The organism is Nocardia yamanashiensis, from assembly GCF_021183565.1.
GTDB lineage: Bacteria > Actinomycetota > Actinomycetes > Mycobacteriales > Mycobacteriaceae > Nocardia > Nocardia yamanashiensis.
This window is the reverse complement of record NZ_CP089226.1, coordinates 5,993,289-6,019,455: the sequence shown is the minus strand read 5'-3', so window position 1 is coordinate 6,019,455 and position 26,167 is coordinate 5,993,289. Positions and strand designations below refer to the sequence as shown.

Here is a 26,167-nt window from a genome sequence, read left to right as displayed (position 1 = left end):
GACGTTACGCCCGCTTACAGTTATCGATGACCATGGGTATGCAGCACAGCGGGGAAGGGACACATGCTCGGAGTGAGCCGCGATGGTGAGGTCGTCACCATCGAACTACAACGCCCGGAGCGTCGAAACGCCCTCAATGGTGAGCTGGTCGCCCAGTTGCGCGCGGCGATCGAGGAGGCGGCCGCGACGGCCCGGGTGATCGTTCTGACGGGACAGGGGCCGCTGTTCAGTGCGGGGGCGGATTTGGACGGGGTGTATTCGCAGGAGTTCCTGGATTCGCTGTTCGGCATGCTGCACGTGATCGAGACGGTGCCGGTGCCGGTGATCGCGGCGATCAATGGCGGGGCGGTGGGGGGTGGGGTGCAGTTGGCGATGGCTTCGGATCTGCGGGTGATGGAGCCGGATTCGTTCATTGCCATTCCGGCGGCGAAACTCGGTATCTCCGTTGATCGTTGGACCATCAAGCGGCTGGTCACGATGATCGGGTCGAGTCCGGCGCGGACCATCCTGATGGGGGTGGAGCGGGTGTCGGCGCAGGACGCCTACAACTTCGGGTTCGCCAACAAGATCGGGACCCTGGAAGATGCGCAGGCTTGGGCCAAGCAGATCGCCGAGCTCGCGCCGCTGTCGCTGCGGCATATGAAGCTCGTGCTCAACGAGGACGGCACTCGCGATGCCGGCACCCCGGAGCAGGCCGAAGCCCTGGCCGCCGCCTGGACCAGCGCCGATGCCGCCGAGGCGCGGCAGGCCCGGCAGGAGAAACGCGCCGCGAAGTTCGTCGGCCGATGAACGGGCAGCGTGTCGCCGCGACTTCGCGGAAACTGGTGGGTATGGCAGCGGGCGCATTCGGTCTTTCCTGGGTGGTACGAGCGGCGTGGGGGATTCCGTCCGCCATGGGCGCGTCCATATCGGCCATCGCGCCGAGCGCCAAGGGTTCGACCACCTATCGCAAGGGGCAGTTCCACAACACCGAGCCGAGCAGTCAGCTCACCGGGTCGGGGCTGGAGTTGCTGTATCAGCTGGTGACGCAGCGCAACATCGGGCGGCCGCCGGGGAATATCCCGCTGGTCACCCCGGAACTGCCGGAGCAGGCCGCCGATCTCGCCGTCACCTGGTACGGGCATGCCACCTGCCTGGTGGAGGTGGACGGGTACCGGGTGCTGACCGATCCGGTCTGGAGCGAGCGGGTTTCGCCGTCGGCGCTGGTGGGCCCGGCGCGGCTGCATCCGGTGCCGTCGCCGCTGGAGCAATTGCCGCCGGTGGACGCGGTGCTGATTTCGCACGACCATTACGACCATCTGGATCGCGAGACGGTGGACGGCCTGGTGGCCGGGCAGGACGCGGTGTTCATCGTGCCGATCGGGATCGGCGCGCATCTGCGGCACTGGCACGTGCCGGAGCATCGCATCGTCGAATTGGATTGGGGCGCTTCGGTTTCGCTGTCCGAACTGGACCGGGCGCACGGCGACGGCACCGATCTGGTCATCACCTGCTCGGAGGCCCGGCATTTCTCCGGGCGCGGGCTGGTGCGCAACACCACGCTGTGGGCGTCCTGGTCGATTGCCGGACCGACCCGTCGGGTTTATTTCGGTGGCGATACCGGGTACACCAAGGCATTCGCGGAAGCGGGCGCCCGGCTGGGCCCGTTCGACCTGACACTGCTGCCGATCGGCGCGTACGACCGGCATTGGCCCGACGTACACATGAATCCCGAGGAGGCGGTACAGGCACACGCCGATCTGTGTGTCGGCGATCCCGGCCACGGGCTCCTGGTCCCCATCCACTGGGCCACCTTCAATCTGGCCTTCCACGGCTGGTCGGAGCCGGTACGCCGGCTCGTCGAGGCGGCGCGGGCCGCGGGCACCGACACGGCGGTCCCCAAGCCGGGACAGCGGATCGACCCGATTGGCCTCCCACCACGGGATACGTGGTGGGAAGATGTCCGCGAATGACCGATGGACCGAGAGTGAAGGAGCAGGGGCTGTGAGTCTTTTGGACACGCTCAAGGGCTTGGTCGGCAAGGGCAAGGAAGTGGCGGCCCAGAACGCCGAGAAAATCGAACAAGCCGTGGACAAGGCCGGCGCGAAGATCGACGAGAAGACCGGTGGCAAGTACTCGTCGCAGATCGGCAAGGGTACCGAAGCGGTGAAGAACGCCATTCCGGCGGATACGGCGGCGGCTCCGGCCGATACCGCGCCCGCCGCACCGGCCGCGGAACCGGCTCCGGAAGCCGCGCCCGCACCGGCGGAGGCGGCGGCCGAACCGGCCCCGGCGCCCGCCCCGGAGGCGGCTCCCGGCGACCAGCCGCCCGCTTAACGCGACGTCGGTCGAACGGGCCGTTCGCTTCCGGTGTCACGTCATCGGTGAGCCGAACGGCCCGTTGCCTTTTCGCGGGTGTCGCAAGGTCCCCGCGAGTGTCGGTGCCCGCCTCTAGACTGCTGATATGGGTTCCCGGAAGGATTTCGGGGGTATCGAGGTTGGGCTGACCAACCTCGACAAGGTGCTGTATCCGGCCACCGGGACCACCAAGGGCGAGGTCATCGCCTATTTCACCGCCATCGCACCGGCCCTGCTGCCGCATATCGCCGAGCGCCCGGTGACCCGCAAACGCTGGCCCAACGGGGTCGACGAATCCTCCTTCTTCGAAAAGAATCTGCCCGATCACGCGCCGAAATGGCTGGAGCGGCGGGAAGTTCAGCATTCCGACCGGACCGTCGTGTACCCGCTCATCGATTCGGTGGCCGGCATGGCCTGGCTGGGCCAGCAGGCCGCGCTGGAACTGCATGTGCCGCAATGGCGTTTCGACGGCGCGGAGGTCGGGCCGATCACCCGGCTGGTGTTCGACCTGGATCCCGGACCGGGCGCGGGCCTGGCGCAGTGCGCGGAGGTGGCGCTGATCCTGCGCGATGTGGTGCGCGAGGTGGGGCTGGACGCCTTCCCGGTGACCAGCGGTTCCAAGGGGATTCACGTCTACGTGCCGCTGGACCGCAAACTCGGGCCCAACGGCGCGTCGGCCGTCGCCAAGCAGGTGGCCACCAATCTGCAGAAGCTGCGCCCGGACCTGGTGACCGCGACCATGGCCAAATCGGCGCGGGAGAACAAGGTCTTCCTGGACTGGAGCCAGAACAATCCGGCCAAGACCACCATCGCGCCGTATTCGCTGCGCGGGCGCACCGAACCGTGGGTGGCCGCGCCGCGCAGCTGGGCCGAGATAGAACAGCGGAAAAAGCTGCGGCACTTGCGATTCGACGAGGTGCTGAAGCGGTGGAACGCCGACGGTGACCTGCTCGCCGGCCTGGATGATCCGCTGCCGGAACCGGTTCCGGACAAGCTGAACACCTACCGGTCCATGCGGGATGCCGCGCGCACGCCCGAACCGGTGCCCCTCGCCCCGCCGCAGGACGGGCCGGGGGACCGGTTCGTGGTGCAGGAACACCATGCGCGGCGGCTGCATTGGGATGTGCGGCTGGAGCGCGACGGGGTGCTGGTGTCGTGGGCGGTGCCCAAGGGTCCGCCGATCGACTCGCACGAGAACCGCCTCGCCGTGCACACCGAGGACCATCCCCTCGAGTACCTGACCTTCCACGGCTCCATCCCCAAGGGCGAGTACGGCGGCGGGGAGATGACCATCTGGGATACCGGCACCTACGAGACCGAGAAGTGGCGCGACGACGAGGTCATCGTGCGCTTCCACGGCGAACGCCTGGACGGCCGGTACGCGCTCATCCAGACCAATGGCAACCAGTGGCTCATGCACCTGATGAAGGACCAGCGCGGGCCGAACGGCCACCAGCCGGAAGGCGATGGCGCGCAACGGGCTCCGAAGTCCGATGCCCCGTTCCCGCACGGCCTCAAACCCATGCTGGCCACGCCGGGCGAAGTGGCGAACCTCGATCCGGAGACCTGGGCCTTCGAAACCAAATGGGACGGCTTCCGTTTGATCGCCGAGATCGAGGACGACGCGGTGGTGCTGCGCAGTCGCGCCGGGCACGTGGTGACCGGCAAGTACCCGGGTCTCGGTGCACTGGGGGAGGAGCTATCGGGGCACCGGGTGGTGCTGGACGGCGAAGCGGTGGTGTTCGACGATCACGGCGGCGCGAATCTCGGCCTGCTGCGCGCGGATTCGGCACGCGCGGTCTTCGTGGCATTCGACGTGCTGTACCTCGACGGCACCTCGCTGGTCCGCAAGCGCTACGAGGACCGCCGCCGCGTGCTGGAAGCGCTGGCCGCGCAGGCGCCGTCGCTGCATGTGCCGCCGCGCCTGGACGGTTCGGGCGCGGAGGCGCTGCGCTACAGCCAGGAACATGGCATGGAGGGTGTGGTAGCCAAACGCCGCGATTCGGTCTATCTACCCGGCAAACGCGGCCAGTCCTGGCTCAAAACCCGCAATTGGCGCACCCTGTCGGTGGTGATCGGCGGCTATCGCCGTTCGGAGGTCAGGCAATTCGCCTCCCTGCTGATCGGTGTCCCGCACGAGGGCGAGCTGTACTACCTGGGCCGGGTCGGCACCGGCTTCACCGAACAGGAGATGAGCCAGCTGGCCGATCAGCTGCGCCGCCTGGAACGCAGGACCAGCCCCTTCGGCAACGAGCTCACCGCCGAGGAGCGCAAGGACGCCGTCTGGGTGACGCCCCGTCTCACCGGCACGGTCCGTTTCATGAACTGGACCGAGGCCGGACGCCTGTGGCATCCGGCCTGGATCCCGGCCTCGGACTGAGCTTTTCGCTCAGGCGCTCTTCTCCAGCAGCGGCACCAGCGTGTCCACATCGGCGACCAGCGCATGCCCCTGGAACTCGAATTCGTCCCAGGCCCGCGCCAATCCGGCCTCGTCCCGCCCGCCGACGGCGTCCTCCACCACCACCGGAATGAAGCCCAGATCGGTGGAATGCGTGACGGTGGGCGCGATCCCGATCTCCAGCGCCACCCCGCAGATGGCGTACGTGCTGATCCCCAGGTCCCGCAGCGTGGAGGCGAGCGGCGTCCCTTCGAACGCCGACATGGAGGTCTTGTCGAACACGATCTCCCCCTCCTGCGGCCGCAATTCCGGAACCAGCTGGAACCCGGCGGTATCCCGCTGCAGGATCGGCGTCACCTCCTCGACGGTCTCCACCCCCTGCCACGCCATCGCCATCCGCAACGCGAACCGCCCCATCAACCGCTTGGGCAGGAACATGTGCCGCAGGAAGATCACCGGATACCCGCCCCGCCGGGCCGCGTTCACCACCTTGACGACCCGTTCCACGATCTCCGCCCCATCCGGCAGCTGCGACAGCACCCCCACCTGCATGTCGTACACGACAACCGCCAGCTTCTCCGGCGCGCACACATCCTCGAGCGACTCCGGAATCTCCAGCCCGTTCCCGTACCGCATTCGTAATCCTCCGCTCCGCCAACGCTTTTCGATCCACGAGCCTACCCGCGGCAACCCCGGCGGCGGCCCGCTCCGCGCTCGCGCTTTTCGGACGGCGGCCGATCAGGCCGCGGCCGGCTGGACGGTGCGGGAGGCGCTCTTGCCGCGCGCCGCACCGGGATCCTTGACGATGCCGAAGCGGATGAGGCTCGCGGCGGTATCGAGGAGGGTGGTCTCGAGCGGGCGCTGGCTCCAGCCGAGTTCGCGGCGGGCCTTGGCGGCGCTCAGGCGCTCCTCGCGGCCGAGGTACTGGGCGGCGGTGCGGGCGTTGGCGTCGAAGCGGGCGACCAGGCGGATGAGCCAGTCGGGGAGGGTGCGGGTGGGCACGCGGTAGCGGGTGGCGAGGGTCTTGGCCATCTCGGTGAACGAAACTTGGTCGCCGGTCAGGACATAGCGATTGCCGGCCGCCTGCGGGAGCTGCATGCCGAGGCGGTGGGCGACGGCCAGGTCGCGGGCGTCGACGGTGGAGAAATTGAGGCGGGGGACGCCGGGCATCTCGCCGGAGAGCAGGATGCGGATGCCGTCCACCGAGGTGCCGATCTCGGGGCGCAGGATCGGTCCGAGGATCATGCCCGGATTCATCACGGCCAGTTCGAGTTCCGGATGCTCGGCCACGAAATCCCAGGCGGCGCGCTCGGCCAGGGTCTTGCTCTTCTCGTAGGCATTGGCGACGGCCAGTTCGGTCCAGTCGGCTTCGGTGGCCACCTTGTCCTCGTGCCCGACCCGGATGGCCGCGATCGAGGAGGTGAGCACCACGCGTTCGACGCCGTGCGCGGCGGCCGCGCGCAGCACCCGCAGCGTGCCGTCCACGGCGGGGCGGATCAGTTCGTCCTCGTGGTCGGGCTCGCTGCCCGGGAACGGCGAGGCGGTGTGCAGGACATAGCGGCAGCCCTGGACGGCCGCGTCCCAGCCGGCGTCCGAGCCCAGATCGGCTTCGACCAATTCCACGCCGGGCAGCGACTCGGCGACGGCCTGGGCCCGGGCGACCGAGCGGACGGTGCCGCGCACCCGGTAGCCGTGGTCGAGCAGTTCGGTGATGACGTGACCGGCGAGGTACCCGGACGCGCCGGTGACGAGGACGAGATCGGACATGGCCCTGACTCCAATCTGAGCGGTGTTTAGAATCTAAACAATGTATAGATTCCCGAGGCGTGAACCGTCAACCCCTTACGCTCATTCCATGCCGCCGACCAAGGATCGCTACCACCACGGAGACCTCCGGGCCGAACTGCTGCGCGCCTCACTGCAGTTGATCGAATCGGAGGGCCTGGCCGCGGTGAGCCTGCGCCGGGTCGCCCGCGAGGCCGGGGTCAGCCCCGGCGCGCCGTACCACCACTTCGCGGACCGGGCCGCCCTGTTCGCGGCGCTGGCCGCACAGGGCTACGACCTGCTGCGCGCCGCGATGATCGCGGCCCGCGCGGCCGCCGCCGACCCGCGCGAAGCCCTGATCGCCATGGCCGAGGCCTACGTGCGTTTCGCCCGCGAGCAGCCGGCTCATTTCCGGCTGATGTTCCGCCCGGAACTGGTGCAGCCGGAGAAGAATCCGGCCACCGCGGAGGCCGGCGACGCGGCCTTCGCGGAATTGGAGGATGCCATTGCCGTCGCGACCCGGGCCGGATCGCTCACCGCCGAGGGTGCCGAAACCCTCGCGCTGGCCTGGTGGAGCATGGCCCACGGATTGGCTTCGCTCACCCTGGACGGCAAGTTCGACTTGCGCGCGGAGCAGATGGGCACCACGTCCGCAGCGCTGACCGAACGCATTACCCGCATGTTCGCCGGACTCCTGGACGCTCCGCAAAGCATTGAACGGCGGTGATATCCGCTCCGCGGGGGGCGCGTGCCGGATTACGCGGTGGTGAGGGCAGGCTCTCGCGCCGGTTGGGGCGCGGACTGGAAACCCGGTAGATAGGGATTGACGAACGGGATCAGCACCTGGATCAGCGGGCCGATGCCGAAGGCGTACACCAGGGTTCCGATTCCGACGCTGCCGCCGAGTAGAAAGCCGATTGCCAGGACCGTAGCTTCAAGTCCGGTACGAATCAGCCAGACCGGTCGTCCGGTCCGGCGGACCAGTCCAGTCATCAGGCCATCGCGTGGGCCGGGGCCCATGCCGGCGCCGATGTAGAGCACCGTGGCAATCGCGTTCAGCAGCACCGCCGCGAGCATGGCGCCCACCCGGAGCGGCAGGTTCTCGAGTTCGGGAAGCATCCAGATGCCCACGTCCACCGAGATTCCGATGACTATGACGTTGCTGACGGTGCCCAGTCCGGGCCACTGCCGCAAGGGAATCCAGGCCAGTAGCACCAGCGCGCCGGTGATCGCCACCACGGTGCCGAAGCTGAGCGGGACGTGTGCGGTGACGCCCTGGTGGAAGACGTCCCACGGATCCAGCCCGAGAGCGGCGCGGAGCATGACGGCCATGGAGAAGCCGTAGAGCCAGAGTCCGGCGTAGAGGGCGAGCAGGCGGCGCAGCAACATCGCTCCAGCATGACCACGACTGGACTTCGAAAACAGAGCCAGTTGGCATTTGCTGGACTGTTGTCACGATGGCTAGCGACCGGTCTGTCCGATTTGCCTGAGCCGCAGCGCTTTTCGTGCGCAACGCCGTGGCAACGACGCGCGGGCAGGCGTTGACCAGCGGGTATGTCCGGCAGTAACTTGATGGCTCCGATGCGCCGGAGCTGTGGTCGGCGCGATGTGCGAGTCCGTATTGCTGGAGCGTCGGCTGGTTCGACGCTGGAGGCGTGATGCGGTGGCAGGAACTTCGGCCGTGGTGGCGTACGGCCCTCACCGTGCTGGCCGTGGCGGTGGCCGCCATCGTGGTGGTCCCGACTCGCGCGGACATCCCGTATCCCGACGATGATCCGTTCTACGCCGCCCCCGCGGATCTGGCGGACCGGCCCAACGGCGCGATCCTGAACTCCCGCCCCATCTCGGTATTCGGCCTGGCGCTACCGGTATTCGGCTGGCAGGTCCAGTACCGCAGCACCGATTCGGCCGGCGAGCCCATCGCCGATATGGCCACCGTCATGACCCCCATGACGCCCTGGCTGGGCGCGGGCGAACGCCCGCTGCTGGCCTACCAGGTGGCCGAGGACAGTCTGGGCACCCAGTGCGCGCCGTCCTACGCGCTGCGCGGCGGCCTCGACTTCTCGATCGTGAACACCGTGCTGGACATCCCGTTCCTGACCGCCATCCTGCTGCGCGGCTGGTCGGTGGTGGTGCCGGATTACGAAGGGCCGCAATCGCGTTTCTTCGACGGTGTGACCTCCGGGCGCGGCGTGCTGGACGGGATCCGCGCGGCCCGCGACTTCCCGCCGCTGGGCGTCACCGCCACCACGCCCTTGGGCGCGTGGGGTTATTCGGGCGGCGCCTTCGCGACCCTGTGGGCCATGCAGATGCGCGCCGCCTATGCCCCGGATCTGCTGTTCTCCGGGGTGGTCTCGGGCGGCGTCCCCGCCGATATCGCGGCCGTCGCCCGCAAGTCGGATGGCAGCTGGTCCACCGGCCTATCGATTCTCATGCTGATCGCCCTGGCCCGCAACGATCCCGGCTCGGGCCTGCCGGACCTGCTCAACGACAGCGGCCGCGAACTGCTGAGCAAGGAATCGCATTCCTGCGGGAGCGAATTGGTGGTGCGCTACTACTCGCGGCACGTGGACGAGTTCGCCCTGGAGTCGAATCTGTTGTGGCATCCGGTTTTCGAGGCCACCACCGCGCGCCAGGAACTCGGCGACGTCGCGCCGGACGTGCCGCTGTACCTGTACCACTCCAATGACGACGACGTCATCCCCGTGGCGGGGTACACGGCGCTGGTGAACCGCTACTGCGCGCTGGGCGCGAACCTCACCGCGGTGCACTCGGGCATACCCGGCCACAATCCGGCCGCCGCCGTGGAGGCGTTCGGAGCGGTCGGTTTCCTCACGGATCGCTTCGCCGGGATTCCCTCATCGCCCGGCTGCACCATCCGCTGAACACGCGGGGCGCATCCGGAAGGGATGCGCCCCGGCGTATTCCGGTCAGTTGTCGCCCGGCTGCGCCCAGCGGGTGCTGCCCGGCGCCGAGTTCAGCGTGTTGATCAGGTCGATACCGGCGATGAGCAGCGTCGGGCCGCCGACCACCAGGGTGCCGATGATCGCGCCGATGCCCGCCGCGACCGGCACGGTGGCCAGACCGAACGCACCGCCCGCGAAACCGATCGCGCCGACGGCCGCACCGATCGCCAGGCCGACGAAGCTGCCGATGGCGGTGGCGATGCCGAACTGGCTGGAGAAGTTGGTCAGCGCGCGCTGGTTCTCGGCATTGGAGGCGACCGGCTGCAGGGCAGGGCGCGCTGCGGCAACGTCCTTGGCCGGCGAAAGCCGCAGGGTGTGGGCGTCATCGGCGAGCGCGGCCGGAATGGCGTACTCCAGGCCCTCGCTCTGGAACGCGAGCGGCAGGCTCACCACGGTGTTGCCCGCGATGTCCTTCACGTTCACGCTGCCGCCGGCCAGTTCGAACTGACCGTTGGTGAGGGTGGTGACGACCGTGGTCCCGGCCAGCTGGGTCTGATAGCCGATCTCCGGAACGGCCGAATCCGCCTGCGCCACGCCGGATCCGGCGAGGGCTACGGCGGTGACCAGGGGTGCGGCAACGGCAGTGATCTTGCGCAGCATGGATCTTCCAATCTTCATCAGGTTCTCGCGGCAACACCGAGTCGGCCCGAAAAGATTCCCTCCCCTTTTCGATACGTGCCGGCCACCCCAGGATCGCAACGCGTTCTACAACTGCTCACCGTAGCCTGCTCGACCGACAACCAGGACCCGATTTGATCGGTACTCGATCAAATCAGCAGGTCGACCCCGATCGCGAGCCCGCATACGCCCAGCACCACGGCCAGCGCCACCGCGTCGGCGCGCCCCGGACGGCTGGGCCGGGCGGTGAGTTCGCCGGTGCCGCCGCGGGTGGTGATGGCCTCGCCCAATTCCCCGGCCCGGCGGCTGGAGACCGCCATGCTCGCGGTCAGGATGTCCACCAGCGGATCCGCGGTGCGGTGTAGCAGGGCGCCTTTGGGCCGCAGCTTGCGGGCCGCGCGCAGCACCCGCATCTCGTCCATGAGCAGCGGCAGCCCGCGCAGCGTCAGCGCCACCACCACCGCCCATTCGTCGATCGGTAGCGCGTGCCGAACCCCGTTGCGGGTCCAGCCGATCCGCCGCAGCGGCGCGCCGAGCCGGGCCAGCGCGGGCGCGATATCCCCCATCGGGGTGGTCCAGGCGATCAGGAAGGACGCGCCCAGCAGGATGAATCCGAACACCAGCACATTGGCGTAGCGCAGCAGCGCGGTCGCGCCGATGGGCAGGTTGATCAGCGCGCCGATCGCGATGCCCGCCCACAGCCACCACGGAAAACGCGGCAGCGTACCCAGTGGCAGGCGCGCCAGCAACCACACCGCGATCAGGAAGGCGATGCTGATGCCCAGCACCGGCCAGGACGGCGCGACCATGAGCACCAGGCTGATGGCGAAGGCCGCGATCATCTTGGTACCGGCCCAGAGCCGATGCACCGGGCTGTCCACGGGCACTTCGCGCAAGACGACGCCGCTCATCGGGCACCTCCGGTGATATCGGGCCCGGCCGCCGGGTTCCGGTCGAAGCGCGGGGCGACGGCGAACGGCGGCGGCGTGGCGAATGCCGTTGTGGCGGTCTCGGTTTCGGGAATCCTGCCGCCCTGTAGGTGCACGATGCGATCCGACACCGCCGCCACCTCGCCCACATCGTGCGAGATGACGATCAGCGTGTGCCCCGAATCCCGCAGCCGGGCAAGCAGTTCCACCACGCTCGCGCGGCTCTCCGGATCGAGTCCGGCGAGCGGTTCGTCCAGCACCACGACCCGGGGTTTGGCGGCGACCATGGCCGCCAGCACCACCCGTTTGGCCTGTCCGCCACTGAGATTCTCGATGGAGCGGGCCGCCAGTGCCCGGTCCAGTCCGACCGCGTCCAGGGCCTTGCCGATGGCGGCGGTGCCGGTGCCGCCCCAGTCCTCGATCTCCTCGCCGACCGTCTGCCGCTGCAATTGCAGCCGGGAGTGCTGGAAGGCCAGCTGCACCTCGCCGATATGCCGGTGCACCGCGCGATTGCCGCGATCGTCGGCCAATTCGCAAGTGCCGCCGGACGGTACGGTCAGTCCGGCCATGATCCAGGCCAGCGTGGATTTGCCGGATCCGTTGCCGCCCACGATCAACAGGGTTTCGCCGCGCAAAACGGTCAGATCGATGCCGTGCAGCGCGGGAGCCTCCCACGGCGTGCCCTTGTTGTAGGTGTGGCGAATGTTCCGCAACTCCAGGATGGGTGCGCCCATCGGCCGCCGGCGCGGGTCGTGCGCCGGGCGCGGCCAAGCGGGCAGCTGGTCGACCATCCGCCCCTGCCGCAGGTGCACCACCCGGTCGGCCGCGGCGGCATCGGCCTCGTGATGGGTCACCAGCAGCACCGCCATGCCGTGCCGCCGGGGCAGATCGGCCAAGAGCGCCACCAGTTCCCGCCGGCCCTCCGGATCGATCATGGAGGTGGCTTCGTCGGCGATCAGGAAGCTGGGCCGCCGCGCCAGCGCCGCCGCCACCGCGAGCCGCTGCTGCTGCCCGCCGGACAGGGTGGCGGTCTCGCGCCCGCCCATACCGCCCAGCCCGACCTCGGTGAGCAGCCCTTCGATATCGACCTGGGCTGCCGCGCCGTCGGGCAGACCCCAGACCACGTCGTCGGCGACCAGTACGCCCAGCGTCTGGCTTTCGGGTCGCTGCAAAACCATTGCGGTGCCGCCGAGTACGCCCAGTCCGGCCGAGCCCGGGCGGTCGACGCTGCCACCGGTGGGCGGCCGGCCCGCGAGAATCCGCGTGAGCGTGGACTTTCCGGACCCGTTGTGCCCGACCACGGCCACGAATTCCCCGGCCCGCACGGTCAGGTCGATGCCGCTGAGCGCGTCGGCCCGCGCCCCCGGATAGCGGAAGGACACGTCCCGCAGGCTGATCGGCAGCGGTGCCACCGGCCGGTCGTCGGCGGGGGCGTCGAGCAGATCGTCCCGGCCGGGCAGCCAGGCCAGCCGGTCCAGCACCGCGCCCAGCACGTACCAGGACACCACCCCGCTGACGATCATGGCGAGTACCAGCCCGCCGCCGATCCACAGCCACCACCAGCGCAGCGCCATCTCGGTGAAATCGGCGACGCCCCTGCCGAGCGGTTCCAGCGCGGAGGTCCGGGCCGCCAGATTCTCCACGCCCTTGGCGGTATTGCGAATGCTGTCGAACACCAATTGCCGCGAGCGGGCGAACAACAGCAGCATGCCGACCGAGAACAGCGCCCCGGTGAGCCCGGCCAGCGCCGAGAGTCCGAGCACCCCCACCAGTCCGCCGCGCCGCCGTTTGACGATGCCGATGATCCCGCCCAGCACCGCCACGCTCACCAGGTTGACCGCCGGGACGATGCCCGCGGCCACGAAGGTCACCAGGGTCGCGGCGATGGTGGTGGCGATCAGCGTGCGCAGCCGGTGCCGGTGCGCGAGCAGTCCCATCGGGACCGCGGCCACCAATTGCAGGGCCGCCGCGAACGGCACCAGCGATCCCACCGTCACCAGTCCGACCGTGGCCCCGCCCATCACGGCCCCCGTGGCGTACTCGATGGGACGCAACGGGCCGTGCGGGAGAGCCGGCTCGGGCGGTCGGTCGGGCAGGCCGCCACGGGCTCGGGACGAATCGGTCACGCCCACCAGTCTGCCGTGTATCGCCGACTGCCAGGTCGACCCACGCGATTGCCAGGTGGAACGGACCGCTTACGGAGTGCCGACGGGTTCCTTGGCGAGCTGGCGCACCAGAATCCACTTCACCGAGGGCGCGTCCGCGGGCGGGTTGTCCCAAGGCTTCTGCTCGATGAGCAGGTGGTATTTGTAGCCGGACTGGAATTCGAAGCCTTCGATGCCGCCGTAGTGCAATTCCCAGGACGCGTTCGGATCGCGCCGCACCTGGAGGCAGAACTGCTGGCCCACGCCGGTGCACGGCGCTTCCTGATCGGCGACATAGATCTCGAACCGCTCGGTTCCCGGCACGGTGGGCGCGGGCAGAACGGTCGAGCTGGTCGCGGTGCTGGCGTGCTGATCGGGCGAGCAGCCGATCAACGGGAGCGACGCCAGGAGCACGAGCGGTGCAACGAGCCGGAGGCGGGTGCGCATGTCCGCGAATATGCCACAGCCCACCCCGTGAGCTCCGGTTTTACCTCGCGCGGGTGAGTCGGTAGTCGGACAGCCGCACTTTGCGCGCCTGGCGCCGATACGACCGGGTGGTGCCGGGCCAGTTGTTGGTGATCCGTCCCGACGCGGTCCGATACCAGCTGGTACAGAAGTTCCACGGCGTCCGCGACAGCCTTTGCTGCAAGGCGTCGTTGAATTCCCGCTCCACCTCCGGCCGCACCTCCAGGCAGTGCCCCGGCCGCTCGGCCAGCAGCTGCACCGCCTGCCGGATGTACCGGGCCTGGGATTCGATCATGTAGATGATCGACCCGACCCCGAGATTGGTGTTGGGCCCGTACACCAGGAACAGATTCGGGAACTCCGGCACCGTAATTCCCAGGTAGGCGTGCGCGCCCCCGTCCCACACATCCCCCAGATGCACCCCGCCGCGCCCGCGAATCTTCATGGGCCACAGGAATTCCGTGCCCTTGAACCCGGTCCCGTAGACGATCACGTCGGCCGCGTGCACCACCCCGTCCGCGGTCTTCACCCCCTCCGGCACGATCTCGCTGATGGGCGTGGTCTCCACCGTCACATTCGGTTCGGCGACCGCCGGGTAGTAGTCGTTGGAGAACAACCCCCGTTTACACCCGATCGGATAATCCGGCGTCAGCTTGGCTCGCAGCACCGGGTCCGGCACCTGCTCCTCGAGATGCCGTTCCGCGATCCGCGCCACCGCCCGCACGATCCCCGGGAATTCCACCAGCCCCAGCGCCACGAACTCCCCGATGGCCCACCACGAGAACCGTTCCGCGACAGGCATGCCCGGCACCTGGATCAACACCCGCTGATGCACCGGCTTGTAATCGGTGTCGAATTTCGGCAGCACCCAGGCCGCCGTCCGCTGGAACAGCGTCAACCGCTCCACCTCGGGCTGAATGACCGGCACGTACTGAATCGCGCTGGCCCCCGTCCCGATGCACGCCACCCGCTTACCGGCCAGTTTCACCTCGTGATCCCACCGCGCCGAGTGAAACGACTGCCCCGCAAAGCTTTCCACGCCGGGAATGGCGGGCATGGCGGGCCGCGACAACTGCCCGACCGCCGAAATCAGCACGTCGGCGGTCCGGGTGACCCCGTCGGCGGTCCGCACCGTCCACTGCCCGCCGCCCTCGTCGAACTCCGCCTCGGTGACCTCGGCCCCGAACACGATGCGCTCGCCCAGCCCGTGCCGCTGCGCCACCCCGCGCATGTACGCGTGAATGTCCTCCCGCTCCGAATATCGCTGCCGCCATTTAGGTTTCGGCTCCTTGGCGAAGGAGTACAGCGGCGACGGCACATCGCAGGCCGCTCCCGGATAGGTGTTCTCCCGCCACACCCCGCCCAGGTCCGCCGCCCGCTCCAGGATGGTGAACTCGTGGAAGCCGTTGCGCCGCAATTCGATAGCCATGCCGATTCCGCCGAAGCCGGCGCCGATGATGATGATCGACGGCATGTGGCCCTCCTCACATCGAAGACCTTTCCACTGTAGGAGCGCGTCCCGGATTTCGTGGGAGACCTGATTGAGAAATTCGGCCATAATCTGGGTATGAGCACCGTGCAGGAGGCCGGCATCCGGGATTGGGACTTCCCGCGCGGCGTGGCGAGCGTCGTACTCATGACCGGTTACGCCCGTGAGCACGGGGTGCCGGCGGCAACGCTGCTGAAGGGCAGCGGGCTGAGCGAGCAGACCCTGGCGAATCCGGACGCGCAGATCGACGCGCGCACCGAGCTGGCGGTGATCCGGAATCTGGTGCGGGAGCTGGGGGAACGGCCGAATCTGGGGCTGGAGGTGGGGGAGCGGTACCGGATCAGCACCTTCGGGATCTTCGGGTTCGCGTGTGTCAGCAGCCCGACGCTCGGGGAGGCCATCAGCTTCGCGCTGCGCTATCTGGAACTGAGCTTCACCTTCTGTATCCCGGTGGCGCGCTGGCAGCCCGGGGAGTTCGTGGCGCGCATCCACGACGAGCGGGTGCCGGCGGATGTGCGGCGCTTCCTGGTGGAACGGGATGTGACCGCCATGCATCGCGTGCTGTCGGACTTACTCGGGCACCGGGTGGAGTTGCTGCGCGCCGAATTCGACTTCCCGGCGCCCCCGGACCCGCGCCCTACCTCGAGATGTACGGCCTCACACCGCGTTTCGAACAGCCGCAGAACCTGTTCACCTTCGATCCCGTCGTCCTGGACAGCCCGTTGCCGCAGGCCAACGAGCACACCTGGACCATGTGCCTGACCCAGTGCCGGGAACTGGTGTCGCGGCGGCGGGCCCGCACCGGCATCGCCGCCGAGGTGCGGGAACGCCTGGTGCCGCGCGGCGGTGCGGACGGTTTCGCCACCCCGGCCGGAATCGACGCCGTGGCACGGGATCTCGCCATGAGCACCCGGACCCTGCGCCGCCACCTCGATGCCGCCGGCACCAGCTACCGCGCCCTGCTCGACGAGGTGCGGCGGGCGCTGGCGGAGGAAATGCTCACGGCCACACCGCTGTCGGTCAGCGATGTGGCCATCCGGCTGGGTTACGCGGAAGCGTCCACCTTCATCCACGCCTTCAAACGCTGGACCGGCACCACACCGTCCGCGTTCCGGCGCGAGGCGGTCACTCCAATGGTTCGCTGAGCCAGCCGCCCATGGCGATGGGCCGGAACATGGACAGCAGCCGGCCGTCGGTGATGGAGTGGAAGATCAACGACGGGTCGGGGGCGAAGTCGATGGGCACGTGTCCCGGTGCGGCCGTTTCCCATTCGCAGCCGATGGTGGAGGAGACGCTCGGGGCGACGATGAGCGGCTTGCCGGCGAAGGAGGTCATCAGGCCGGCGTGCACGTGGCCGGTGAGGACGGCCAGGATGCGGTCGTCGCCGGCCACGATCTCGGCGAGACGTTCCGGATTGGTCAGGCGGATCGGATCGACCACGGTGGACTGCACCGGGACCGGCGGATGGTGCATGGCGATCAGCACCACGTCGTCGGCGGGCGTGGCGGCCAGCAGATCGGTCAGGAAGGCGTAGGTCTCGTCGTCCAGCAGGCCCTCGGGCTTGCCGGGGATGCTGGAGTCGAGCAGGGCCAGGGTGACGCCGTCGGTGCGGTGCGACTGGTTGATCGGGGCGTAGGAGGACTCCTCGCCGAAGAGCACGGTGCGCATATTGCCGCGGTCGTCGTGATTGCCGGGCAGGATCACCACGGGGATGTCGGCGGCCAGGGCGGCGCGCGCCTGCTGGTATTCCTCGGCATCGCCTTCGTCGGCGATATCGCCGGTGACGATGATGACGTCGGGTCGGTTGGGCAGCTCGGCCAGGAAGGCCATGACTCGTTCGGCGCGTTCATTGTTGCGAGCGCTCATGTTGAAGTGGGTGTCACTCAGCTGTGCCAGCAGAACCATCGACGTTCGCTTTCTGTCAAGGGCCGCACCATTGCGCCCGAACGTGACCCGCCACCAACGGCCACAGCTTCTGAGGCTAGATGACCAGGCGCGATACGGTCTTGGTGAGACTCGCCACCGAATATAGCGGTTTCACATCACTTCCCGCCGCCGGTGACCTGGGTCATGAGCTCGGCGGCCTTGCTCAGCAGTAGCTCGGGGGCGTCCGTGACCTCGGATGCGCCGAGCCGCCAGAAGTCCGGGCCGGGTTCGGCTTCCAGTTCGAGGCGAGCGTCCGGGCGCCACGAGGCGGCCAATCCCAGCCGCCAGGAATGCAAGTGGGTGCGCGGGTGAGTGGCGGTGCGGTCGAAGAGCGGATCGCCGACGATGGCGTGCCCGATCCAGGCCAGGTGCACCCGGATCTGATGCCGCCGCCCGGTGATCGGCCGCAGCGCCAGCACGGTGTGGGAGTCGGTGCGCGCCACGGTCGCGAACTCGGTGATCGAGGGATAGTTCTTGCCCGCCAGCACATCCTCGGCGGCCACCCGCCAGGCGTCGCCGTCGCGGTGGATGCTCTCGCGCGGCGCGGCGATCCGCACCCGGTTCTTGCGGCCCACGCTCAAGGGCAGGTCGATGACGCCGCGGTCCGGCAGCCCCGTGCCGTCGACGATGGCCAGGTACGCCTTGTCCGCGGTGCGCTTGTTGAACTGCCGGGTCAGCTCACCGTGCGCCTGCAGTTCCTTGGCCAGCAGCACCAGCCCCGAGGTCACCTTGTCGATGCGGTGCACGGGGTAGAGCGTCTCGCCCAGAGCGGCGGCCATTTCCACCATGTCGGTGTCGTGGCGCTCGCCGGTGACCGAGATCCCGGCCGGCTTGTTCAGCGCCAGCACGGCCTCGTCCTCCAGCACGAGGCACTGTTTCCGCAGTTCGGGCCAAGACGTATGCACCCGGCCAGGCTAGTGGGCGACCGCCTTCTCCAGTTCGGCCAGCCCGTTCTCCAGATGATCCGGGAAGCGGTCCAGGTCCGGCACGGTGCGCCGGCAGCCCACGATGCCGAAGTCCAGATTGTCGCCGTTGGTGGTGAGGGTGATGTTCATGGCCTGCGATTCGAACGGAATCGACAGCGGATAGTTGGCGTCCAGCCGCGCGCCCTGCATGTACACCGGCTTGCGCGGACCCGGCACATTCGAGATGACCAGGTTGAACGGCATGCGCGGCAGCGATTCGAAGCCCGGCACCAGCGACACCCCGAGCGGGGTCATGAGCAGCGCCGACAGCACCATGGCCTCGGTCTTGGGCAGCTGGGTGAACACCGACTTGGCCCGGCGCATGGAGGTGCTGATGGCCTCCAGCCGCGCCGCCGGATCGTCCAGATGGGTGGCCAGGTCGGCCAGGCAGGCCGCCACCATATTGCCCTCGGACACATCGGATTCCGCGGCGCTGCGAATGTTCACCGGCACCATGGCGATGAGCGGCTCGTCCGGCAGCGCGTCGTGTTCGATCAGGTAGGAGCGCAGCGCCGCCGAACTCATGGCCAGCACGATGTCATTGATGGTGGCCCCGGTGGCCTGGCGCACGGCATTGACCCGCTCCAGCGGCCAGGACCGCACCGCGATCCGCCGCGCCCCGCCGATGGAGACGTTGAACATGGTGCGCGGCGCGGTCATCGGCATGGTGAGCCGTCCGTCCAGCGCGCCCCGCAACGGCGCGGCGACCGCTCCGATGCTGCGGACCATGCGCGGCAGCGACTTTCGCAACTGCTGCAGCGAACTGTCCGGCGGCACGCTGTCGTCGCGCTCCACCACCGGCGCGCCCCACGGCACCCGCACCCGGGTGTCGAGCGGATCGGCGGTCATGGTGCGCTGCAGCAGCCGCATGGCCGAGACGCCGTCGATGAGCGCGTGGTGCATCTTGATGTAAACCGCGAAGCGCCCGTCGTCGAGGCCTTCGATGAGCCGGGCCTCCCACAGCGGCCGGTGCCGGTCCAGCAGGATGCCGTGCAGTCGCTCGGTCAGATCCAGCAGGTCGGGCAGGCCGCCGGGGGACGGCAGCGCGCTGCGCCGCAGGTGGTAGTGCAGGTCGACGTGTTCGGCGTGGTCCCAGCTCAGCGTGGAGAAGCCGCCCAGGCGCCGGCTGGGCCGCCGCCGGAACCGGGTGCGCACCTCGGTGGCCGAGGCCATGGTGCGGTAGAGGTCGCGGGTGAACTCCGGACCCGCCTCGGCGGGCGGCTCGAACAGCTGCAGGCCGCCGACGTGCATGGGGTGTTCGCGGGATTCGATCGCGAGGAAGATCGCGTCGAGGGGGTTGAGAAGGTCCATCGGGTCGCCTAACCGGTGGGGCAGAGCTGCCCGGGCGAGGTAACGGTGCGGCGACGCTGCCCCCCGCTGCGTTAACGGTGAATCACATTATCACTATGCATGATTCGTCATAACCCGTGCGCGGATCGGTAAACCCGGCGGTGGAGTGCCCGATGATTGCTCGCGCTCCAGGTCGGCGGTCGAGGCGAACGACATGCGGACGGTGGTGCGGCGGCCGTGCTCGAAGGGGTGCACCCGGTGCAGGGTGGTGTCGGCGCGCAGCAGGTAGAGGTCGCCGGGGTTGAGCTCCCAGGAGTGGATGGCATTGCGGGTCAGGGTGCGGTAGACCTCGCGGTGCCGCCGGTCCGGCCGGGTGTGCGGGACGGTCTGCACGAATCCGCCCTCCTCCAGCGGCGGGCATTCCACCACCAGCACCAGGGTGAAAGCGTAGTCGTCCCAATGCCATTGCCCGGGGGCGTCGTCGTGATGGCGGCGGGTGACGGCGAAGCGGCGCGGGGGCGGGCAGGGCAGCACCGGCTCGGTGGCGATGACGGTGAGCTTGTGCCGCAAGGGTTCACAGTCGTAGAGCGCGGGAATGCAGTGGCCGTGCGCGGTGACCTCGTTGTGCTCCACCGCGATTGCGCGCCGGTGCGCCGGTTCGGTTCCGGGCGCCGGCGAGGTCCACTGCCGGTGCTGGTCGACCAGGGCGAGCGCCTCGGCGGCCAGGGTGCGTTTGACCCGGTAGGGGAGCAGGAAGCCCAGGCGGGCGATCCCGGTCTCGGCCAAGCGGTCTCGCGCATGGGAGAGGGCGTCGGGGTCGACCCCGTCGAGATGTTTGCGGGCGGTCTCCAGTGTGCTCGATAGCTGCACCTGCTCGATTGTAATCCGTTGCCCGCCAACGGCACTGGAATCGAATTCCCGATTGATCACGATCGGGTGGCGGTCCGTGATCCACGCCGGTGTCCCGGGGTGTGCCGGGGTGTGGATCACGGTGACTCGCCGTAGCGACAGGGGTATTGACGGAAGGCCAGGTCAGCAGGCGTAACTTGATGTTTGCTATGGGTGATTACGGACATGAACTGAAGTTCGGGATCTTCGTTCCGCCCGAGGCGGCGCGTCATCACGCCCTGCTGCGTTTGGTGCAACAGGCCGACCAGTCCGGTTTGGATCTGCTCGCGATCCAGGACCATCCGTATCAGCCCGCCTTCTTCGACACCTGGACGCTGCTGTCCTACCTCGCGGCCGGCACCCGCAATCTCACCCTGCTGCCCGCGGTGGCGAACCTGCCGCTGCGCCCGCCCGCCGTGCTCGCCCGCGGCGCGGCCACCCTGTCGGTGCTCAGCGGCGGGCGCTTGGAACTCGGTCTGGGCGCGGGTGCGTTCTGGGATGCCATCGAGGCCATGGGCGGTCCGCGCCGCAACCCCCGCCAGGCCCTCACCGGCCTGCGCGAGGCCGTGGCCATTCTGCGCGGCCTCTGGGGCGAATCCGACCGCACCGATATCTACGGCGAGGTCTATCAGCTCGACGGCGCCAAACCCGGTCCGCTGCCCCCGCAGCGCATCCCCATCTGGTTCGGCGTCTACGGCCCGCGCGCGCTGCGCCTGGCCGGGGAACTCGCCGACGGCTGGCTCGGCGGCGTCACCTACGCCCCGCCCGCCAAACTCCCGGAACTGATGGCCGCCGTCGACGCCGGCGCCCGCGACGCCGGCCGCGTCCCCGCCCTGATCCGCCGCGCCTACGTCATCGACCCCGTCATGCCCCCACCCCAACTCACCGACCTCGCCCTCACCACCGGCGTCAGCGAATTCCTGCTCCCCCTGGCCCCCGACGACGAATGGGCCGCAACCCGTTTCGCCACCGAAACCGCCCCCGCCGTGCGCGCCGCCGTGGCCGCCGCCCGCGCGGGGTGACGCCCGGTGGTGGCCCCCTCCGCGGCGGCCCGTCCTCGCGCCCGGGGGCGCCCCCGAAACTGCCCGGCCCCATTCAATATCGGGGGTGTGGGGGAAGTCCCCACAAACCTCTTACCCCCCGAACAGCTTGCTGTTGATGATCTGCCGGATCGGCGAGAGCGCCCCGTCGTAGGTCACGCGGTCCGCGCGCACCGTGTGCAGGCTGGCGTCCCCGCGCCGGGGGTCCTCGCAGATGACCCGCAGCTGCTTGCCCTTGGGCCGCCCGCCGCCGAGGGTGAGCGAGACGGTGCCGTCGGAGCCGACGATCCCCCAGGGCCCCGCCACGTCCTTCCCGGCGATCTGGCATTTGTAGCCCGGCTTCTCACCGGTGACGTGCGCGGTGACGGCGGTGCGGCCCTGAATGACGGCCTTGGGCTCGCCATTGGCCGCGGCCGCACCGGCGGCGAGCATGGTGCCGAGGGTGCCGACCACTACCGCGGTGGTGATTCGGGTGCGTAGTGAACGACTCATGGTGCTGATAATGAAGCGGCTTCTATGAGGATTCGATGATGTCTGGGGATGAATCGGGGGTGAATAACGCGCCAAAACTGTTTCCACCCGGTCGGTTTGATAGCTTCTGTACATCATGGACAGCGCCCTGAGTCGCCGTGCCGTGCTCGGACTGGCCGCGGCCGCCGGGCTCACCCTAACCGCCTGTTCCCGCGGGGCCAATGATTCGGATTCGGCCGAGTCGAAAACAGACGATCCGGTATCGATTGCCGCGGACGCATACGTCTTCGGCTACCCGCTGGTCCTCATGCACGCCACCAAGGACGCCTTCGGCCCGGTGAACCGCCTGCAGCACGCCCGCGATCTGCCCGACGCCGACGATCGCCTGGTGGTCCGGATGAACACCGACACGCTGTATTCCCTTGCCTGGCTGGACCTGTCGGAGCAGCCACTGGTGCTCACCGTGCCCGCGGTGGAGGCCGGCCGCTACTGGATCATGCAGCTGCTCGACGCCTGGACCAATACCGTGCACGATCCGAGCAGCGTGAATCCGCGCGCCGGGCACGCCGGCCCGCCCTTCGCCTATCTGATCGCCGGCCCCGGCTGGACCGGTTCGGTCCCGGCGGGCCTGACCCGGCTCGACATGCCGACCCCGACGGTGTGGCTGCTGGGCCGGATCCAGGTCAACGGCCCGGCGGATCTCGCGGCGGTGCACGCCGTCCAGGACGGTCTGCGCCTGGACACCCTGGCGGCCTGGACCGCCGACCCGGCCGCGCCGGCGCACGGTGAGCCGCTGGCGCTCTCGGGCCTGGGCGCGTCCCCGGCCAAGGCGGTGGCGGCCCTGGACGGCCGCACCTTCTTCGATCGCCTGTGCACGCTGATGGCCCATGACGCCCCGGCCGCCGCCGACGCCCCGGCGCTGAAACGCTTCGCCACCATCGGAATTCGGCCCGGCGGCAGTGCCGGCGAGCTGACGGGCGTGGATCTGGACGCCGCCGCGGCGGCCGGTCGCAAGGCCGTCACCCGCTATGTCGATCACCGGGGCAAGACCGTCAACGGCTGGCGGTTCTCGCTGGACGTCGGCACCTACGGCACAGACTACGAGACCCGCGCCGGCACCGCCATGTACGCGCTGGGCGCGAATCTGGCTCGGGACGCGGTCTATCCGACCGCGCAGGCCCAGGCCGACGACAACGGCACGCCTCGCCGTTTCCGCATCCGGTTCCCGGCCGGGCAGCTCCCGCCGGTCGACGCCTTCTGGTCGCTGACCGCCTACGACGCCGACAGTTTCCTGGTCTCCAATGCCGCGCGGATCTATTCGGTCGGCCACGACACCCCGCTGACGCCCGGTCCGGACGGCGGCGCCGAGGTAGTGGTGCAGGCCGCCGACCCGGGTCCGGCAGTGCCGCGCGCCAATTGGTTGCCGATACCGGTGTCCGGTCCCTTCTCGCTCACCCTGCGGCTGTACGCTCCGAGATCGGAGATGCTCGACGGGCGGTGGAGTCCGCCCGCGCTCGAACCGGTGACCTGACAACTTTCATTTCGGTCGCAATCCCCCCGGACCGGAGTGTTTTCGGCGAAGATCGATTTGCTGTGTGTACGCTGTGCGCCGTTCTACGTGGCCCCATTTATCGGAACAGCTGGACCGGAACCCTCCCGAGGAGGATGTGGTGACTGCCGTAGCTCCAAAGCCCCAAGAGAACCTCGAGGCCACGCGGCCGTACCCGCCACGAACGGGGCTCAAGGGGTCATTCCTCTACAAGGCGATCACGACGACCGACCCCAAGATGCTCGGCATCATGTATCTGACCACCGCCATCACCTTCTTCATGATCGGCGGGATCATGGCGCTGCTGATGCGCGCCGAGCTGGCGCGGCCGGGCATGCAGTTCCTGTCCCCGGAACAGTTCAACCAGCTGTTCACCATGCACGGCACCATCATGCTGCTGTTCTATGCCACGGCCATCGTGTTCGGTTTCGCGAATTACATTCTGCCGCTGCAGATCGGCGCGCCCGACGTGGCGTTCCCGCGCCTGAACTCCTTCAGCTACTGGCTGTACCTGTTCGGCGGGACCATGGCCACGGCCGGGTTCATCACTCCGGGCGGCGCGGCCGACTTCGGCTGGACGGCGTACACGCCGCTGTCGGACATCGTGCACGCGCCGGGCGTCGGCGCGGATCTGTGGATCCTGGGCCTGGCGGTCTCGGGTCTGGGCACCATCCTGGGCGCGGTGAACATGACCACCACCGTGGTCTGCCTGCGCTGCCCGGGCATGACGCTGTTCCGCATGCCGGTGTTCACCTGGACCATCCTGGTGACCAGCTTCCTGATCCTGGTGGCCTTCCCGATCCTGACCGCCGCGCTCTTCGGCCTGGCCTACGACCGGCATCTGGGCGGGCACATCTACGATCCGGCCAATGGCGGGGCAATCCTGTACCAGCACCTGTTCTGGTACTTCGGCCATCCCGAGGTGTACATCATCGCGCTGCCGTTCTTCGGCATCGTGTCGGAGATCTTCCCGGTCTTCTCCCGGAAGCCGATCTTCGGTTACACCACACTGGTTTACGCGACCTTCGCCATCGCGGCGCTGTCCATCGCGGTGTGGGCGCACCACATGTACGCCACGGGAGCGGTGCTGCTGCCGTACTTCTCGTTCATGACATTCCTGATCGCGGTGCCGACGGGCGTGAAGTTCTTCAACTGGATCGGCACCATGTGGCGCGGTCAATTGACCTTCGAGACGCCGATGCTGTGGGCCTGCGGCTTCATCGTCACCTTCCTCTTCGGCGGTCTGACGGGCGTGCTGCTGGCCAGCCCGCCGCTCGACTTCCAGGTCTCGGATTCGTATTTCGTGGTCGCGCACTTCCACTACGTGCTCTTCGGGACGATCGCCTTCGCCACCTACGCCGGCATCTACTTCTGGTTCCCGAAGATCACCGGCCGCATGCTCGACGAGCGCCTCGGCAAATGGCACTTCTGGACCACCTTCGTCGGCTTCCACACCACCTTCCTGGTGCAGCACTGGCTGGGCGCGGAAGGCATGCCGCGCCGCTACGCCGACTACCTGCCCGGCGACGGATTCACCACGCTCAACACCATTTCCACCATCGGCTCGTTCATCCTGGGCGCGTCGGTGCTGCCGTTCGTGTGGAACGTCTTCAAGTCCTACCGCTACGGCGAAGTGGTGACGGTGGACGATCCGTGGGGCTACGGCAACTCCCTGGAGTGGGCGACCACCTGCCCGCCGCCGCGGCACAACTTCTACGAGCTGCCGCAGATCCGTTCGGAGCGACCGGCTTTCGAGCTGCACTACCCGCACATGGTGGATCGCATGCGGGCGGAGGCGCACGTGGGCTGGGGTTCCAAGCATCACGCGGTGGTGGAGTACGAGAAGGCGTCGAACTAGCGCCTCGGATTCGATCAACGGCACCCGTCCTCGGCGGGTGCCGTTTTTTGTGCTTGACATATGAATAGTGCTCGAACTAATTTTAGGTCCGTTACAAGTTAGTGCGAGGAAGGGCTGCTCATGCGCAAGATTCAGTTCTCCACCGGTGCCGAACCGGTCGTCGTCACCGCCGCGCAGCCGGTGCCCGGGCCTGGGCAATTGCTGGTGCGCACCGAGCTGGCCGGGGTGGGACTGGGGCTGGTCCGGCAGCTGGCGGCGGGTGAGATGGACGCGCCCGGCGGGGAGATCGTCGGCACCGTGACCGGCCTCGGGACCGACGTGTCGCCCGAGTGGCTGGGAAAGCGCGTGGGCGGCTTGGTATTCGGCGCCATTCACGCCGAATATGCCCTCGCGGTACCGCAATTGATCACCGAGGTGCCCGGCGCCGCCGATGCCGCCGACGCGCTGGCGGTGGTGCGCGGCGGTTTGATCGCACTCGGCGTGCTGAAAGCCTCGCGGTTCCGCGCCGGTGAATCGGTGCTGATCACCGGTGCGGCCAGTGGAGCCGGGCACCTCGCGGTGCAGCTGGCCCGCACGCTCGGCGCAGCCCGCGTCGTCGCCGCCGTGAGCGACCTCGCCAAGGCTGAATTCCTGCGCGAATGCGGAGCCGATGCCGTGCTGACCTATGCCGAGCCGTGGCCGGAATCCGTCGATGTGGTGCTGGACGGCGTCGGCGGGGACCTGGTGCGGCGCGGCGTGAATGCCCTTGCGCCACACGGCCGCCTGGTGGCGTTCAGCGCGGGCGGCGGCGCGATCGACGCCTCGTCACTGCTGGGTGAGCTGAAGACCGTCACCGGCTTCTCCGCCGGCCTGCTCAGCCGCACCCGCCCCGAACTCCTGCAAGCCTGGCGCGCCGAGCTGTGGGAACTGCTGGCGGCCGGGCGGATTCGCCCCCGCCACATCGTGCTGCCGCTCGAAAACATCGGCGCGGCCGTGGAACTCGTCCGGTCCCGCCGCAATCAGGGCCGGGTGATGGTCCGGACCGCCGCCGCCGTGGTCGCCGGCTGACCGTTCGGCCCCGCGGCCAGGAC

General features: G+C 68.8%; 25 protein-coding genes. 12 read left to right on the top strand and 13 right to left on the bottom strand.

Annotation, left to right across the window (positions count from 1 at the left end; genetic code table 11):
- Positions 1–63: 63 nt before the first annotated feature.
- The 4 genes from LTV02_RS27805 to LTV02_RS27790 all read left to right on the top strand — a co-directional run bounded on the left by LTV02_RS27805 (position 64) and on the right by LTV02_RS27790 (position 4,717).
- Positions 64–789, top strand: a complete 726-nt coding sequence (locus tag LTV02_RS27805) for an enoyl-CoA hydratase (RefSeq protein WP_233034793.1) — start codon at positions 64–66, stop codon at positions 787–789.
- A gap of 41 nt (positions 790–830) precedes the next feature.
- On the top strand, positions 831–1,952 hold the full coding sequence (locus LTV02_RS27800; protein ID WP_233034792.1) for an MBL fold metallo-hydrolase: 1,122 nt from the start codon (positions 831–833) through the stop codon (positions 1,950–1,952).
- Positions 1,953–1,983: 31 nt separating this feature from the next.
- Positions 1,984–2,316: an antitoxin gene (locus tag LTV02_RS27795; protein WP_233034791.1), complete on the top strand. Its 333-nt coding sequence runs from the start codon at positions 1,984–1,986 to the stop codon at positions 2,314–2,316.
- Positions 2,317–2,443: 127 nt separating this feature from the next.
- Positions 2,444–4,717: an ATP-dependent DNA ligase gene (locus tag LTV02_RS27790; RefSeq protein ID WP_233034790.1), complete on the top strand. Its 2,274-nt coding sequence runs from the start codon at positions 2,444–2,446 to the stop codon at positions 4,715–4,717.
- A 9-nt stretch (positions 4,718–4,726) separates the two neighbouring features.
- On the opposite strand, the gene LTV02_RS27785 is transcribed toward LTV02_RS27790, so the two are convergent.
- A complete protein-coding gene (locus LTV02_RS27785; RefSeq protein ID WP_233034789.1) occupies positions 4,727–5,371 on the bottom strand; it encodes a cysteine hydrolase family protein in 645 nt (214 codons plus the stop codon).
- A 102-nt stretch (positions 5,372–5,473) separates the two neighbouring features.
- Entirely contained in the window at positions 5,474–6,502 is a 1,029-nt protein-coding gene (locus LTV02_RS27780; RefSeq protein WP_233034787.1) for an SDR family oxidoreductase, read from the bottom strand.
- 88 nt (positions 6,503–6,590) lie between these two features.
- Between LTV02_RS27780 and LTV02_RS27775 the strand changes: the two genes are divergently transcribed.
- Positions 6,591–7,226 carry a TetR/AcrR family transcriptional regulator gene (locus tag LTV02_RS27775; protein ID WP_233034785.1) on the top strand — a complete coding sequence of 212 codons (636 nt, stop codon included), beginning with the start codon at positions 6,591–6,593 and terminating at the stop codon, positions 7,224–7,226.
- 29 nt (positions 7,227–7,255) lie between these two features.
- On the opposite strand, the gene yczE is transcribed toward LTV02_RS27775, so the two are convergent.
- Entirely contained in the window at positions 7,256–7,888 is a 633-nt protein-coding gene (yczE, locus tag LTV02_RS27770; RefSeq protein WP_233034784.1) for a membrane protein YczE, read from the bottom strand.
- Positions 7,889–8,157: 269 nt separating this feature from the next.
- On the opposite strand from yczE, the gene LTV02_RS27765 reads away from it, so the two are divergent.
- Positions 8,158–9,384, top strand: a complete 1,227-nt coding sequence (locus LTV02_RS27765; protein ID WP_233041720.1) for a lipase family protein — start codon at positions 8,158–8,160, stop codon at positions 9,382–9,384.
- Between the two features lie 45 nt (positions 9,385–9,429).
- Here LTV02_RS27765 and LTV02_RS27760 read toward each other — a convergent pair whose 3' ends face one another.
- The 5 genes from LTV02_RS27760 to LTV02_RS27740 form a co-directional block, all read right to left on the bottom strand.
- Positions 9,430–10,083 (bottom strand): ammonium transporter, encoded by a 654-nt coding sequence (locus LTV02_RS27760; RefSeq protein WP_233034783.1) that lies wholly within the window; start codon positions 10,081–10,083, stop codon positions 9,430–9,432.
- Between the two features lie 149 nt (positions 10,084–10,232).
- On the bottom strand, positions 10,233–10,994 hold the full coding sequence (locus tag LTV02_RS27755) for an energy-coupling factor transporter transmembrane component T family protein (protein WP_067712383.1): 762 nt from the start codon (positions 10,992–10,994) through the stop codon (positions 10,233–10,235).
- Complete coding sequence (locus LTV02_RS27750; protein ID WP_332909538.1) at positions 10,991–13,138, bottom strand: ABC transporter ATP-binding protein; 2,148 nt, start codon at positions 13,136–13,138, stop codon at positions 10,991–10,993. The genes LTV02_RS27755 and LTV02_RS27750 overlap by 4 nt, the downstream gene beginning before the upstream one ends.
- Positions 13,139–13,207: 69 nt before the next feature.
- On the bottom strand, positions 13,208–13,603 hold the full coding sequence (locus LTV02_RS27745; protein ID WP_233034782.1) for a DUF4377 domain-containing protein: 396 nt from the start codon (positions 13,601–13,603) through the stop codon (positions 13,208–13,210).
- A gap of 40 nt (positions 13,604–13,643) precedes the next feature.
- Positions 13,644–15,095, bottom strand: a complete 1,452-nt coding sequence (locus LTV02_RS27740; RefSeq protein ID WP_233034781.1) for a flavin-containing monooxygenase — start codon at positions 15,093–15,095, stop codon at positions 13,644–13,646.
- A 93-nt stretch (positions 15,096–15,188) separates the two neighbouring features.
- On the opposite strand from LTV02_RS27740, the gene LTV02_RS27735 reads away from it, so the two are divergent.
- Together LTV02_RS27735 and LTV02_RS27730 are read left to right on the top strand one after the other, a co-directional pair.
- Complete coding sequence (locus tag LTV02_RS27735) at positions 15,189–15,872, top strand: AraC family transcriptional regulator (protein WP_233034780.1); 684 nt, start codon at positions 15,189–15,191, stop codon at positions 15,870–15,872.
- Positions 15,833–16,255 (top strand): helix-turn-helix transcriptional regulator, encoded by a 423-nt coding sequence (locus LTV02_RS27730; RefSeq protein ID WP_233034779.1) that lies wholly within the window; start codon positions 15,833–15,835, stop codon positions 16,253–16,255. The genes LTV02_RS27735 and LTV02_RS27730 overlap by 40 nt, the downstream gene beginning before the upstream one ends.
- Here the strand turns inward: LTV02_RS27730 and LTV02_RS27725 are convergent.
- The 4 genes from LTV02_RS27725 to LTV02_RS27710 all read right to left on the bottom strand — a co-directional run bounded on the left by LTV02_RS27725 (position 16,236) and on the right by LTV02_RS27710 (position 20,161).
- On the bottom strand, positions 16,236–16,976 hold the full coding sequence (locus LTV02_RS27725) for a metallophosphoesterase (protein ID WP_233034778.1): 741 nt from the start codon (positions 16,974–16,976) through the stop codon (positions 16,236–16,238). The genes LTV02_RS27730 and LTV02_RS27725 overlap by 20 nt on opposite strands.
- Positions 16,977–17,152: 176 nt before the next feature.
- Positions 17,153–17,941 carry an RluA family pseudouridine synthase gene (locus LTV02_RS27720; RefSeq protein ID WP_233034776.1) on the bottom strand — a complete coding sequence of 263 codons (789 nt, stop codon included), beginning with the start codon at positions 17,939–17,941 and terminating at the stop codon, positions 17,153–17,155.
- Positions 17,942–17,950: 9 nt separating this feature from the next.
- Complete coding sequence (locus tag LTV02_RS27715) at positions 17,951–19,312, bottom strand: WS/DGAT/MGAT family O-acyltransferase (RefSeq protein WP_233034775.1); 1,362 nt, start codon at positions 19,310–19,312, stop codon at positions 17,951–17,953.
- A gap of 93 nt (positions 19,313–19,405) precedes the next feature.
- A complete protein-coding gene (locus tag LTV02_RS27710) occupies positions 19,406–20,161 on the bottom strand; it encodes a HalD/BesD family halogenase (protein WP_233034774.1) in 756 nt (251 codons plus the stop codon).
- A gap of 188 nt (positions 20,162–20,349) precedes the next feature.
- On the opposite strand from LTV02_RS27710, the gene LTV02_RS27705 reads away from it, so the two are divergent.
- Positions 20,350–21,201 (top strand): LLM class flavin-dependent oxidoreductase, encoded by an 852-nt coding sequence (locus LTV02_RS27705; protein ID WP_233034773.1) that lies wholly within the window; start codon positions 20,350–20,352, stop codon positions 21,199–21,201.
- A gap of 111 nt (positions 21,202–21,312) precedes the next feature.
- Here LTV02_RS27705 and LTV02_RS27700 read toward each other — a convergent pair whose 3' ends face one another.
- Positions 21,313–21,711: a hypothetical protein gene (locus tag LTV02_RS27700; RefSeq protein WP_233034772.1), complete on the bottom strand. Its 399-nt coding sequence runs from the start codon at positions 21,709–21,711 to the stop codon at positions 21,313–21,315.
- 115 nt (positions 21,712–21,826) lie between these two features.
- Between LTV02_RS27700 and LTV02_RS27695 the strand changes: the two genes are divergently transcribed.
- From LTV02_RS27695 to LTV02_RS27685, 3 genes are all read left to right on the top strand, one after another.
- On the top strand, positions 21,827–23,221 hold the full coding sequence (locus tag LTV02_RS27695; protein ID WP_233034771.1) for a DUF1254 domain-containing protein: 1,395 nt from the start codon (positions 21,827–21,829) through the stop codon (positions 23,219–23,221).
- 139 nt (positions 23,222–23,360) lie between these two features.
- Entirely contained in the window at positions 23,361–25,097 is a 1,737-nt protein-coding gene (gene ctaD / locus LTV02_RS27690; RefSeq protein ID WP_233034770.1) for an aa3-type cytochrome oxidase subunit I, read from the top strand.
- Positions 25,098–25,217: 120 nt separating this feature from the next.
- A complete protein-coding gene (locus LTV02_RS27685; protein ID WP_233034769.1) occupies positions 25,218–26,144 on the top strand; it encodes a quinone oxidoreductase family protein in 927 nt (308 codons plus the stop codon).
- The last annotated feature ends 23 nt before the right edge of the window (positions 26,145–26,167 follow it).